Source organism: Muriicola jejuensis (assembly GCF_010671595.1).
Lineage (GTDB): Bacteria > Bacteroidota > Bacteroidia > Flavobacteriales > Flavobacteriaceae > Muriicola > Muriicola jejuensis.
Genome location: NZ_JAABOP010000001.1, coordinates 1,172,581 through 1,185,044, shown reverse-complemented (window position 1 = coordinate 1,185,044; position 12,464 = coordinate 1,172,581). Strand labels below are relative to the sequence as shown.

Here is a 12,464-nt window from a genome sequence, read left to right as displayed (position 1 = left end):
TATCGAGATACCCTAGAGCACATAAAAATGAGACACTATTTCTTGCTATTATTAGCCGTAATTGCAGTTTCCTGCAATGATGGGCCAAAAAAAACCTATAGACCCGAATCCATTGGCGCTATCAACAGCGTGGGTGTGGTGATTGAAAACAACCTTTGGGAAGGCCCCGTCGGGGATAAGATCAGGGAGCACTTCGCTGCCCCGGTGGTAGGCCTTACCTGGGATGAACCCGTATTCAGTCTGGAACAAATGCCCCAAAAAGTCTTTACAGGTACCACCCGGTACCGACGGGCGGTTTTATTTGTGGACATAGATACCGTGAACGTAGCCCATATGAAGTCGGACCTCTACGCCGCACCTCAGCGGATAGGAGTGATCAAGGGGAGGACACAGGAAGAGATCATTGAAAATATTGATTCCCATGCTGATGAAATTATCGCTTCCATCAAGGAAATGGAATTGGAAGAGACACAAAGGCGGTTTCTGCGCTCCTTAAACAAGGATAGGCTGCTTGAGGAAAAGTTTGGGGTGACCTTTCGCCTTCCCTCAATCTATAAGTTGGGAAAACAAGAGGACAACTTCGTCTGGATAGACCGGGAGATTCAGAAAGGAAGCATGAACATAATCGCCTATGAGATTCCCTTCAACGCCCTGAACAATGATTCAACCTTGGTGGTCGATTTCATCAGGATGAGGGATTCGATCGGAGAGAAGTATATCCCAGGGCCTGATATGCGCGATAAAAAGACCTACATGACCACTGAAGATGCCTTTGCCCCGCATTTCTTTAAAACGGAAATAGACGGCCATCAGGCCCTTGAGGTAAGGAGTATTTGGGATATGGAAAACTATCCCATGGCGGGTCCTTTCGCGACCTTTGTCATCGATGACGAAAAGAATGACCGAAAACTAGTGGTGGAAGGCTTTACCTTTGCCCCGGCAACAAACAAAAGAGACTACATGTTTGAACTCGAGGCCATCCTGCGGACGATTGAATTTAAAAAGTAAAGAAGAAAAAAGCGCTACCTAATCCGGTAGCGCTATGATTATCAATCGAATGCGAATCCTGTGGAAAGCCTGAAAATAAAGGCGTACATGGTAATGACCCACAAGGCAAAACAAAACCAGGAAAAAGCCTTAAAATACTTTCTAAGGAAGATGTTCCTCCAGTTCCTGAATGCTTCAATGTAAATTTCTTTAACGAGTAGAATTTTATCCATATCCCTGTTTAATAGTGTTTATCCAAGGACAAAGATTATGTTCTTACTTCGAAGTAGTATACTTTATAGACGAAAAGCTAATAAATCAGATTAGCAAGTTTTCGAGTCTTTTGAACATCTTTGAACGGGTGTATTTTTCCGATCAAACGATACAGCTCGAAAAAGAAAACACGGTACAGATGCACCGTGTTTTGGAAAAATAAAGTGGGGTTGGTTAATCGAACGCGAATCCTGTGGCTACCCTGAAAATGAAAGCGTAAAGAACGATCACCAGACAGGCCAGGCAGAACCATGTAAAGACCTTGAAAATATTCTTCACAAAATAAGATCCCAGATTTTTAAAGGCTTCCAGGTAAATTTCCTTGATGAGTAAAATATAATTCATATGGTGAGATTTAGGTTAACTGTTTTAGGGATATAACTGTTTTTTGATCAGGAACGTATTGGGCCGGCACCGATTTGTTGTATACCGGTCAAAAGATGTTGAGAACTACCGTAATCGCAAAAATCCGTCTGAAAAAAGCTCCCTAAACGCCCAATTTCCCAATAAAAAACCACCTGCTTCTGGGCCAGGTGGTTTTCCTTTCGGTTGGGGTGCCAAACGCGTTACATATTCACGATAATGAATTCCGAGCGCCTGTTGAGTTGGTGCTGTTCACTGCTGCATCGGATGCTGCCATCACACCCGTTCAACAGTCTTTCTTCTCCATATCCTATGGCGCTTTCTATCCTCTTCGGGTCGATTCCCTGGGAGATAATATAGTCCCTGGTCGATTTTGCCCTGCGGTCAGAAAGGTATTTGTTGTAAACAGCAGGACCGCGGCTGTCGGTATGGGATTCGATCTTGATGACCATAGACGGGTTCTCCTTCATGACCGCCACCAGTCGGTTTAATTCCGTAGCGGCATCATTCCTGATATAGGATTTGTCGAAGTCGAAGAAGATCATATTCAATTTGATCTTCTTGATCCCTTCTTCCAGAACGATCAGGTCTTCCAGTTTTTCTAGTTTAACTTCCACGTTTACGACCTCATTGTCCCCGGTAGGCGCATTCATGACCACTTCAGAATAGCCTTCCTTTGTAGTCCTCACCGTATATTTGGTAGTTCCATCCAGATCCTCAAATACAAAGCTGCCATCCTTGTCTGAGACGACCTCCTTGAGTTTGATGTTGTTCTCATCCAGAAGGGTAACGAGGGCTTCCGGCATTACCTCCCCGGTAACCAGGTCTGTCACCACCCCTTCTATTGCATTGAGGTTCAGTTCTTCAGGCATGAGTTTGGAGAAGGAATAAATATCGTCATCTCCTTGACCTCCCCGCCTGTTGGAAGCAAAAAAGCCCTTTTGAGTATCTTCATGTACAATGTAGGAGAAGTCGTCACTCTTACTGTTGATGGGCTTACCCATGTTTTTAACCTCCTGGAACCCTTCTTCTTCCGTATAAGCCACTTCGTAAACATCCAATCCTCCCAGACCTATATGTCCGTTGGATGAGAAGTAGAGTTTTTTATCCGTGATAAATGGGAACATCTCCTTTCGTTCCGTATTGATCTCCGGACCGAGGTTCCGCGGTTCTGAAAAGCTGCCATCCTCGAATACATCGACGACAAAAATGTCGGTTTCCCCCAGGCTGCCGGGCCTGTCAGAAACAAAGTATAGTTTTTTACCATCCGGACTCAAGGCTGGGTGTCCCGTTGAGAATTCGTCGCTGTTAAAAGGGAGTTCGGTAGCTTCTGTCCAGGCTCCATCCACTTTGCGGGATCGGTAGATCTTAAGGTTGTTCACTCCGTTTTTATCCCTTTTCAGTTTCTTGCCGTAATTGTTACGGGTGAAGTACATGGTTGAATTGTCCGGGGAAAAGGTCACGGAAGCTTCGTGGTACTTTGTGTTGATCTTCTTGGAGAATTTGATAGCGTCCTTTACCTCCTGAGATTCCTGGTTCACCTTGGCCACATACAGGTCCAGATAAGGCTGGTTATTCCATTTATACCGCCTGGTAGTGAAAAATGAAGAATCCATGGCGGAAGCGAAGACCAGCTGATCCCCATTGTAAAACATAGGTGAAAAGTCCGAATACTCTGAGTTTGTGGCAATATTCCGAAGAGTATATTCCTGTTCCGTATTGAGGATATTGTCCAGGGCTTTTTCTTTTGGAGTAGTGCGAGGGTCGTCTACGGCGTAGCGCATCCCTTCTTTTTTGACCCGCCTGTCATAGATGCGCATTAGCCTTTTTGCCCTGGAGTATTTTCCCGTCCCTTTAAGGCTGTGTGCGTATTTAAAGATATTCTCTGAACTGATCTCATCGGCATAACGGTTGTAAAGAATATCATACCAGTATAGAGCTCGTTCCATATTGCTATTGAAGTAATGGGAATCCCCGGCTTTTTGGAGAATCTCATAGGAATAATGATCCTCATGACCGTTGAGGTATTCTTCGTAGAGTTCAGCAGCTTCGGCATACCACATCTTGTCGAAATAGGCGTCTGCCTTCTGAAGGAGTTTGGCTGGAGGATCTTTTGAGGACGAGATCCTTCCCTTGGTTTTCTTTGGTGCTTGAACCTTTTGATCAGCAATAACTTGGTTCTTGATCCTTTCCATCGAAGGGGATAGATCGGGAGCTATTCCGTTATCCACTTCCATGATCCAGGTCTTGCCTTTGTAGCGACCATCGAACCCACTGCTTACTTCCGTAAGCACCTCTTTCCAGTCCGTATTATGCGAAAGGTACACATAATTCAGGCCGGTTTCGGGATGGACCACAGTCTGACTTCTAAACCCTTTTGCATCCAGGGATTTTTTGAAACGGAAAACATTGCTCATATCGCCAAATACACCGACCACCGCGTAATATCCGTTGGTTAGCCCTTGAAGTCCCTCTACTTTTCTAGTGGCAATACCCATATTCTTAGCGGTTTGAAGAAATGTTTTACGGGAATTTTCATGAGGGCCAGCGACATCTTTAGAATGAGATATACTGGCAGCCTGGGGCGTATTCCCTGAATCCACTTGCAGGATCCACATTTTCTTTTCGTAAGAAGTGTTCAGGTAAGCCTCTATAGCCTGGTCCCCCGAAGTGGTCTTTTGGAGATAAACATAATGCATGCCGTTTTCCGGGCTCTTAAAAACCTCTGCCGCGAATTTTTTCCTTCTAAGGGTCTTAGCGTAGGAATAGGCGTTATCATAAACTCCGAAAACCCCTGCTACTAGATAATAGCCCGAAGAAATAGCCGAACTAACAGTGATGGTCTTGGTAGCAATGTGATGCTGCTTCGCTTTTCTCTTGAAAACCAAGTATGTGGAGACATCCTCAACGGGCCTGTCCGTATTCGGAGATACGGCCGACAGGCTGAGGACACCCGAAAAAAAGATGACCATTAAGGCGTAAAGCGGTCTGAGTTTCATGCGTTTGATATCCCCGTTATTGTCCTTGATCTCAGCAAGAGCTTTAAGGTTTTTAATCAATTGGTTTACAAGGGACACAAAATCCCCTTTAACATAACGCCGAAAATAGAAGTTCTCATGCTATGGCATTATTTTTTGTTGTGAAATGGAGGTTTTTTGTCGTGTATTCCTGTTCTATGTGTCTTTCCAGGTAGAAAGGATACGGGAACGGCCTGAAACACAGGCTTTGATGTAAACAGCAAGGGGAGGAGATTTCGGACGCAGAATGATGCGTATGACTATTAGGTGGGTTACAAAAACAACCCGGAAGTGTAAAGAGAAAAGGGTTCTTGAACGTATTGAAAACAAAAAAGCACCCTTTTGGGGTGCTATAAGTTTATAAAAAGGGAGATCAATCCTTCTTCTCCCCTAATTTGTCATCCTCCTTGGAGGCATCTTTAAATTCCTTGATGCCGCTGCCCAGACCCCTCATGAGTTCGGGAATCTTCTTTCCGCCGAATAAAAGGAGCACTAAGACTACGACTACGGCTATTTGCCAGGGGCCTATGGCCAGAAAAGGTATTGCTAAGTTCATCACTTGAATAGATTAGTAAACAAAGGTAGTAAAAAAGTCGATAGACTGATGGAATATAAAACGTTAAGATGTGCGTTTAATTGCTTGGAAATGTTAACTTTTTTCTCGGTCTTCAATCTAAGGACCAACGGAGGGGTATTGCAATTTTATCATTGTTGTGGACTGATATTCAAATCGAAATGTATCTTTGTGATTCATGGAAAAAAAAGGCAAAAAAAGGAAAGAAATCAAGCGCAAGCTGCTGCACAAGTACCGCCTGGTGATCCTGAATGAGAGTACTTTTGAAGAAAAGATCTCTTTTAAATTAAGCAGGCTGAATGTTTTTATTACAGGCACGCTTTTCATTATTGTCCTGATCGCCCTGACTACATTACTCATCGCCTTTACCCCTTTGAGGGAATATATTCCGGGGTATTCGTCAACCCGACTCAAGCAGCAAGCTACGGAACTCACCTACAAGACCGATTCCCTGGTAAATGTTTTACAATATACCAATCGGTATTTAGATAATATTCGCATGGTTTTAAGAGGGGATGTAGAGAACAACGAGATCAACAGGGATTCCCTGTTTGCTCAGTTTAAGATCGATCCCTCAACGGTTGATCTTACCCCCATAAGGGAAGATTCTATCCTCAGGGCCCAGGTAGCACTCGAAGACAAGTACAATCTCTTCCAAAGAAGCATCAACGGGGGTAGTCCGGTATTGTTCTCCCCTGTTTCAGGGGTGGTCTCCCAGGATTATGACCCCAAAAAGAAACACTTTGCAGTGGATATTGCGGCAGAGAGGGATGCTCCGGTCAAGGCCGTGGCCAACGGGACGGTCATTTTCTCGGAATGGACCGTGGGTACGGGTTACGTCATTATCATGGAACACGAAGAAGGCCTGATTTCGGTATACAAACACAATGGATCGCTGAGCAAGGACCAGGGAGACATCGTTAAGGCAGGTGAGGTCATTGCCTCAGTAGGGAACACGGGAGAGCTGACTACGGGTCCGCATCTGCATTTCGAGCTCTGGAACAACGGCAGCCCGGTAAATCCGTCGGATTATATTGACTTCAATTAAATCCTATGTCTTTTAAAGCAATCGCAGCCCGCATCTTTGCTGAAATAGTATACCGTAGGACCCGGAAATGGGCCAGGGACCCCCTGGAGACTCAGGAAAAGGTGTTCAAAGCACTTCTCAGCAAGGCAAAAAATACGCAATTCGGGAGGGATCACGGGTTTGCCGGCATCCATACCTATGAGGATTTCGCCAGGAAAGTGCCCGTAAGGGATTACGAGGCCTTAAGGGAATACATCGAAAGGGTCGTTGGTGGGGAAAGCGACATCCTTTGGCCTGGCAAGCCCGATTATTTTGCCAAGACCAGCGGTACCACTTCAGGGGCAAAGTACATCCCAATCACCGGGGAATCCATAAAATATCAGGTTGAGGCGTCCAGGGATGCCATCCTGCATTACATCCATGAGACCGGAAGAGCCTCCTTTGTGGATGGAAAAATGATCTTTCTACAAGGCAGCCCCGAGCTTTCGGAGAAGAACGGGATCAAATTCGGCCGACTTTCCGGGATTTCCGCCCATTATGTGCCCAATTATCTTCAGAAAAACCGCCTGCCGAGCTGGGAGACCAATTGTATCGAAGACTGGGAGACCAAAGTGGACAAAATAGTGGAAGAGACCCTGGAGGAAGACATGACCGTCATTGCGGGCATTCCTTCCTGGGTTCAGATGTATTTTGAGAAGTTGAATGCAGTATCAGGAAAGAAAGTAGGGGGCCTTTTTGAGAATTTTGAACTCTTTATCTATGGCGGGGTCAACTACGAGCCTTATCGTTCCACTTTTGAGGAGCTCATCGGGCGTAAAGTGGCCAGTATTGAACTCTTTCCCGCCAGTGAGGGCTTCTTTGCCTATCAGGACAGTCAGAAAGAAAAAGGGATGCTCCTCCTGCTCGATTCTGGTATCTTTTACGAATTCATCAAGGCAGATGAATACAATGATGAGAATCCAAAGAGGCTCACGATCGCGGATGTGGAGATCGGAGTGAATTATGCCATGGTGATCTCGACCAATGCCGGGCTGTGGGGGTATGATCTTGGAGATACCGTTCAGTTTATTTCTCTGAAACCCTATAGGGTCATTGTTTCAGGGAGGATCAAACATTTTATCTCAGCCTTTGGTGAGCACGTGATAGCGAAGGAAGTTGAATACGCCATGCAGGAGGCGATTCAAAAAACAGGGGCCCAGGTACAGGAGTTCACTGTGGCACCTCAGATCACCCCTCAAAGAAAGGAGTTGCCTTATCACGAATGGTTCATAGAATTCGTAAAGAGACCCGATGACATGGAGGCATTCGCCCAGATCCTCGACAAAGCTCTTCAGGAACAGAACAGCTATTATTTCGACCTGATCAAAGGAAAGGTACTGCAACCCTTAAAGATCACCCCGGTAAGAAAATCAGGATTTCAGGAGTATATGAAATCTTTGGGCAAACTCGGTGGGCAGAACAAGGTGCAGCGATTATCGAATGACAGGAGGGTGGCAGAGGGACTGGAAAAACTGTCCCAGGGATAGAAACACCGCCATAAATGCAAAGGCTGGCTTCGATATATAATGTATTTTTGCCCTTAAGATGAGCAAGATCAAGAATACAACACGCGCGCAGGAGTCTACGAACGCCATTGAGCGACTGTATATTACCATGCGTCACCTGTTCAACAGGGGTTTCTATAAGCCCATGGGAGTTTCGGGGGAAACCCTTAGAAATGCCCTGTTGTTGCTCAGGCCGGAAATCTACGGCTCCGTAGCCGAAGAAAAATCAGAGCTCAATGGATTGATCTATGTTCTTGAGAGGCTTCCGGAAGGAATAGAACAGTGCCGGTTCATCAACCTCACTTCAGATGAAGGGTATTCCAAATCTCATTTTCATCCGATTATACCTCCTAAAAGGAGGCGCAATTGTTACCGGATCGATACGGAACAGATGAATATCGAGATCACCCGTGGCCGTTCCGATATTTACGATATCCTAACCCACCTCACCTTTCTTTTTATCGAATCGGGTAAGATCTGCAAAAAAGTCCTGATCGAAGATACGGACAAGACCATCAGGGACTGGCAAAAGCTCGAAGAAGCCGCAAATAAGAACAAGTTGAGTCAGGCCGAAAAAGAGGTCGCCCTGATCCACACAGCGAATATTCTCGGCAGGTCCTTTGTAGAGACCATGGAAGTGTATCAGAAACTCGCCACCAAAAAGGACCCGGAGCGATTCCTGAAGATCATTTACTGGCTAGGGAAACTCGCTCTTGAGGAAGAGACCGGCGGAGAGAAGAGGATCATCACCTTCAGCACCCTGTTAAGGGAGCGACTCGGGCATCACATTCACGGCGAACAATGGGCAGATCAGATCAAGGAGGTTCTCCACAAGCATGGGCTATTGCAAAGGCCCATACACATCATCAGTGCCAACATGCACAGTGTTTTGAACTCCCTGTACGCGAAAAAAGCATTGCGAAAGGAATTTCCGGGAGAAGGGAAACTGGAGATGTTCCAGCAGCTCAGCCTGGAGAAAAATGGCGTGTTGAGGGAAAAAGTACTCACCTCAGCCCGAAAGAACGGGATGATCGAGATCAACGACCGATCCGGCACAAATATAGACGTACAGATCTTCGACATGGCAAGACTGGGCCGGGACGCCTGTTGTTATGAATTGGATGAGAATATCCCCGAAGCAAAAAAACCTGTTATCTTCGTAATGGATTACGCCTTTGGAGAGCAGGCCTTTGAAACGATAGATGAGCTGTTAAAACCTTATAAACGAAAAAGGCAGAAGCCGGTGTACCTGGATGTGGCCTCTATTTCCATCATGGGTAAAGCCGGGATCCTCGAAGGAGGGAAGGGGGATCTGATGATCCCGACGGCCCATATCTTTGAGGGAACAGCAGACAATTATCCATTTGATAACGAGTTCAGAGCCGATGATTTCAGGGGAAATGGCCTGAAGGTCCTGGAAGGCACTATGGTGACGGTTTTAGGCACGTCATTACAGAACAAGGATATTTTGAAGTTCTTCCACGAATCAACCTGGGGCGCGATCGGACTGGAAATGGAGGGCGTGCATTATCAAAAGGCGATTCAGTCGGCCTCCAAGATCCGGAAGAGCATACGGGAAGACGTAAAAGTGAGATACGCCTATTACGCCTCGGACAATCCCTTGGAAACAGGAAGTACTTTGGCATCAGGAGGGCTGGGTACCACGGGAGTGAAACCAACGTATTTGATCACGGATAAGATATTGAAACAGATTTTTAACTAACCACTATGTCCAAGGAAATTCAACCAAAAAAAATGGAGCCCAGTGACGAAATCGACCTGGGTCAGCTCTTTGCGCTGATCGGGAAAGGGTTCAACCGCTTATTCAGAGGTTTCTTAAGCATTTTTCTTTACCTGAAAAAGAACCTTATCATCCTTTCCATATTGATCGTCGTTGGCACTCTTGGAGGCTTCGGTCTTAAGCTTTTAACAGGGGAGGAGCAAAAACTGGATGTGATCGTAACGCCAAATATAGAAACCAAAAACTACCTGTATGATGTGGTAGCTGAAATACAATCAGACATCAGGTCTAAGGACACGGTATTTTTCTCTGAGCTGGGAATGGAAATTGCCCGGATGAAAGGATTTGAAATTGAAATATCCCAGGTAAAGGTACAGGGAAGTTCTTCGAAAGAAGATGAGATGAAATTTATTGAACTGTTAAAGGATTTTGAGAATTCAGAGGCTATTTCGGATTTGGTCAGGTCCGAATTGGAGGAGAAGACTACCAAAGATCATAGAATTACATTCTACTTTAAAGATTCAAGTATTGGTGAAGAGTATGCTCGAAAAATCCTGGATTACATCAATTCCAATTCCTACTATCAGTCTCTTTTAAAGGTCTATACTGAAAATGCTCAAAACCGCATTCAGCGGAATGATTCCCTGATCTCCCAGATCGATTTGCTTATATCAAATTACACCCAAAAAATGCTAAGGGAACAAGCTTCATCTGAGGGGCGATTGGTCCTCGAGAATCAGGAATCCCTGGATATCCCTTCGTTGCTCAATTTGAAAAACCGACTGATACAGGAAACAGAATCTAAAAAGCTTGAACTCGAAAAGCGTAAAGACGCAATAACGGTGGTTAATTTTGGGAAACCCCACAAGGTGCAAAAACCCTTATTTCAGAAGAAAATTGCCTGGGTCCCTTTGAGCTTCATAGGTATATTTTTTCTGTTCTCTTTTGTGAGGTATCTGAATCAAAAGGCGAAGGAAATGCAGCTTGAATGATGAAGGAGCAATCCCATAGAGATATTTTGATAACAGGAGGCGCCGGATTTATTGGCTCTCATGTGATCCGTCACCTTGTAAATCACTACCCCAACTATCGTATTACCAACATAGACTGCCTGACTTATGCAGGCAACCTGGAAAACCTAAAGGACGTTGAATTCTTTGACAATTACCAATTTCTCAAAGGGGATATCTCCGACAAAACCTTGCTCTCAGATCTCTTTGAAGAACACAATTTTGACGCAGTCATCCACCTCGCTGCGGAGTCTCACGTAGACCGATCCATTAAAGACGCTTCTGATTTTTTAAGAACTAATATAGCAGGGACAGTCAATCTTCTGGATGCCTGCAAACATAGCTGGGGGAAGGATCTCAAGAAAAAGCGATTTTATCATATCAGCACGGACGAAGTTTATGGATCCATTGCATCCGGCAAATTCAATGAAAACTCTCCCTATAATCCCAATTCTCCCTACGCAGCGTCAAAAGCTGCTTCCGACCACTTTGTAAGGGCATACGGCACTACCTATGGGCTTCCTATTTTGATCAGCAATTGTTCCAACAATTATGGTCCTTACCAGTTTCCCGAGAAGTTGATCCCCTTATGCATTAATAATATCCTAAAGCAAGAACCGATTCCCGTTTACGGCAGAGGGGAAAATATACGCGACTGGTTGTATGTTGAAGACCATGTCAATGCCATTGATCTGGTTTTCCATAAAGGGAAACCGGGAGAGACCTATTGTATTGGAGGTAAAAATGAATGGCGCAATATAGATGTGGTAAGCGAATTATGTGATCTCTTGGATTCTTTACAGGATCGGGAAAAGGGAACTTCCAGAAAGCTGATCGACTTTGTTTCTGATAGGCCTGGGCATGATCTAAGGTATGCGATTGACTCTAAAAAAATATCAAGCCAGCTGGGGTGGAAACCTCATACACCATTTCGAAAAGGATTGAAAGAGACCGTTCAATGGTATTTAGATCATTCGGATTGGTTGGCAAATATTACCAGCGGATCTTACAAGCGCTATTATGAAGCAATGTACAGCGGCAGACGACATATCAAAAAGAATTTGAAATGAAGGGAATTATCCTTGCCGGAGGTTCAGGAACTCGACTCTATCCTATAACACGTGTTGTTAGCAAACAACTCATGCCGGTTTATGACAAGCCCATGATTTATTATCCTCTGGCTACGCTGATGGAGGCGGGTATTAGGGATATCCTGATTATCACGAACCCAAATGACGCACATCTCTTTAAAGAGTTGCTAGGCGACGGCACCCAATTGGGATGTCATTTTTCGTATGCCATACAGAGTGAACCAAAGGGGATCGCAGAGGCCTTTTTGATCGGAGCGGATTTTATAGGGACGGATAAGGTGGCACTTATCCTCGGGGACAACATTTTCTATGGAGCGGGATTGGCATCATTGCTTCAGCAGAACAACGATCCTCAAGGAGGGATCATTTATGGGTATCATGTCCAGGACCCCGAGAGATATGGAGTAGTTGAGTTTGATACAAATGGTAAAGCAATCTCAATAGAGGAAAAACCAACACACCCAAAATCGAATTATGCGATTCCCGGGATCTATTTTTTTGACAATGAGGTCGTGGAAATCGTGAAAGGCATACAACCAAGTCAGAGGGGAGAACTAGAGATTACCGATATCAATAAGGCCTATTTGAACAAAGGAAAATTAAAGGTCAGTATCCTGGACAGAGGTACGGCCTGGTTAGACACAGGCACATTTTCCTCCCTTATGCAGGCGGCTCAGTTTGTAGAGGTCATAGAGAACCGACAAGGACAGAAGGTGGGCGCTATTGAAGAGGTCGCCTATACCATGGGTTATATTGGGGAGGATCAATTGCGTAAACTGGCCGAGCCGCTTAAAAATAGTGGGTACGGAGAATATTTACTGGGATTGATGAAGTAAC

General features: G+C 45.0%; 11 protein-coding genes. 7 read left to right on the top strand and 4 right to left on the bottom strand.

Annotated elements, in window-relative coordinates:
• Positions 1–27: 27 nt before the first annotated feature.
• Positions 28–1,008 carry a DUF4837 family protein gene (locus GWK09_RS05295; protein WP_163691947.1) on the top strand — a complete coding sequence of 327 codons (981 nt, stop codon included), beginning with the start codon at positions 28–30 and terminating at the stop codon, positions 1,006–1,008.
• A 41-nt stretch (positions 1,009–1,049) separates the two neighbouring features.
• On the opposite strand, the gene GWK09_RS14940 is transcribed toward GWK09_RS05295, so the two are convergent.
• From GWK09_RS14940 to tatA, 4 genes are all read right to left on the bottom strand, one after another.
• Entirely contained in the window at positions 1,050–1,220 is a 171-nt protein-coding gene (locus tag GWK09_RS14940) for a DUF6747 family protein (RefSeq protein ID WP_204260359.1), read from the bottom strand.
• Between the two features lie 214 nt (positions 1,221–1,434).
• On the bottom strand, positions 1,435–1,605 hold the full coding sequence (locus GWK09_RS14935; protein WP_204260358.1) for a DUF6747 family protein: 171 nt from the start codon (positions 1,603–1,605) through the stop codon (positions 1,435–1,437).
• Between the two features lie 221 nt (positions 1,606–1,826).
• Entirely contained in the window at positions 1,827–4,682 is a 2,856-nt protein-coding gene (locus GWK09_RS05290; RefSeq protein ID WP_239530687.1) for an OmpA family protein, read from the bottom strand.
• A gap of 331 nt (positions 4,683–5,013) precedes the next feature.
• Positions 5,014–5,196, bottom strand: coding sequence for a twin-arginine translocase TatA/TatE family subunit (tatA, locus tag GWK09_RS05285; protein ID WP_163691946.1), 183 nt, complete (start codon positions 5,194–5,196; stop codon positions 5,014–5,016).
• A 196-nt stretch (positions 5,197–5,392) separates the two neighbouring features.
• On the opposite strand from tatA, the gene GWK09_RS05280 reads away from it, so the two are divergent.
• The 6 genes from GWK09_RS05280 to rfbA are packed head-to-tail and all read left to right on the top strand — an operon-like array spanning position 5,393 to position 12,463.
• A complete protein-coding gene (locus GWK09_RS05280; RefSeq protein ID WP_163691945.1) occupies positions 5,393–6,262 on the top strand; it encodes a M23 family metallopeptidase in 870 nt (289 codons plus the stop codon).
• Between the two features lie 5 nt (positions 6,263–6,267).
• Positions 6,268–7,767: a GH3 auxin-responsive promoter family protein gene (locus tag GWK09_RS05275; protein ID WP_163691944.1), complete on the top strand. Its 1,500-nt coding sequence runs from the start codon at positions 6,268–6,270 to the stop codon at positions 7,765–7,767.
• A gap of 58 nt (positions 7,768–7,825) precedes the next feature.
• Positions 7,826–9,508: a DUF6909 family protein gene (locus GWK09_RS05270; RefSeq protein ID WP_163691943.1), complete on the top strand. Its 1,683-nt coding sequence runs from the start codon at positions 7,826–7,828 to the stop codon at positions 9,506–9,508.
• Positions 9,509–9,513: 5 nt separating this feature from the next.
• Positions 9,514–10,518: a hypothetical protein gene (locus tag GWK09_RS05265; RefSeq protein ID WP_163691942.1), complete on the top strand. Its 1,005-nt coding sequence runs from the start codon at positions 9,514–9,516 to the stop codon at positions 10,516–10,518.
• On the top strand, positions 10,518–11,606 hold the full coding sequence (gene rfbB, locus GWK09_RS05260; RefSeq protein WP_163692516.1) for a dTDP-glucose 4,6-dehydratase: 1,089 nt from the start codon (positions 10,518–10,520) through the stop codon (positions 11,604–11,606). Before GWK09_RS05265 ends, rfbB begins: the two co-directional genes overlap by 1 nt.
• Positions 11,603–12,463 carry a glucose-1-phosphate thymidylyltransferase RfbA gene (gene rfbA / locus GWK09_RS05255; protein ID WP_163691941.1) on the top strand — a complete coding sequence of 287 codons (861 nt, stop codon included), beginning with the start codon at positions 11,603–11,605 and terminating at the stop codon, positions 12,461–12,463. The genes rfbB and rfbA overlap by 4 nt, the downstream gene beginning before the upstream one ends.
• Position 12,464 lies beyond the last annotated feature (1 nt).

What these genes read in the sequence shown, in the direction of transcription:
- GWK09_RS05295 (WP_163691947.1), top strand. Translation starts at nt 28, where the DNA reads ATGAGACACTATTTCTTGCTATTATTAGCCGTAATTGCAGTTTCCTGC.
- GWK09_RS14940 (WP_204260359.1), bottom strand. Translation starts at nt 1,220, where the DNA reads ATGGATAAAATTCTACTCGTTAAAGAAATTTACATTGAAGCATTCAGG.
- GWK09_RS14935 (WP_204260358.1), bottom strand. Translation starts at nt 1,605, where the DNA reads ATGAATTATATTTTACTCATCAAGGAAATTTACCTGGAAGCCTTTAAA.
- tatA (WP_163691946.1), bottom strand. Translation starts at nt 5,196, where the DNA reads ATGAACTTAGCAATACCTTTTCTGGCCATAGGCCCCTGGCAAATAGCC.
- GWK09_RS05280 (WP_163691945.1), top strand. Translation starts at nt 5,393, where the DNA reads ATGGAAAAAAAAGGCAAAAAAAGGAAAGAAATCAAGCGCAAGCTGCTG.
- GWK09_RS05275 (WP_163691944.1), top strand. Translation starts at nt 6,268, where the DNA reads ATGTCTTTTAAAGCAATCGCAGCCCGCATCTTTGCTGAAATAGTATAC.
- GWK09_RS05270 (WP_163691943.1), top strand. Translation starts at nt 7,826, where the DNA reads ATGAGCAAGATCAAGAATACAACACGCGCGCAGGAGTCTACGAACGCC.
- GWK09_RS05265 (WP_163691942.1), top strand. Translation starts at nt 9,514, where the DNA reads ATGTCCAAGGAAATTCAACCAAAAAAAATGGAGCCCAGTGACGAAATC.
- rfbB (WP_163692516.1), top strand. Translation starts at nt 10,518, where the DNA reads ATGAAGGAGCAATCCCATAGAGATATTTTGATAACAGGAGGCGCCGGA.
- rfbA (WP_163691941.1), top strand. Translation starts at nt 11,603, where the DNA reads ATGAAGGGAATTATCCTTGCCGGAGGTTCAGGAACTCGACTCTATCCT.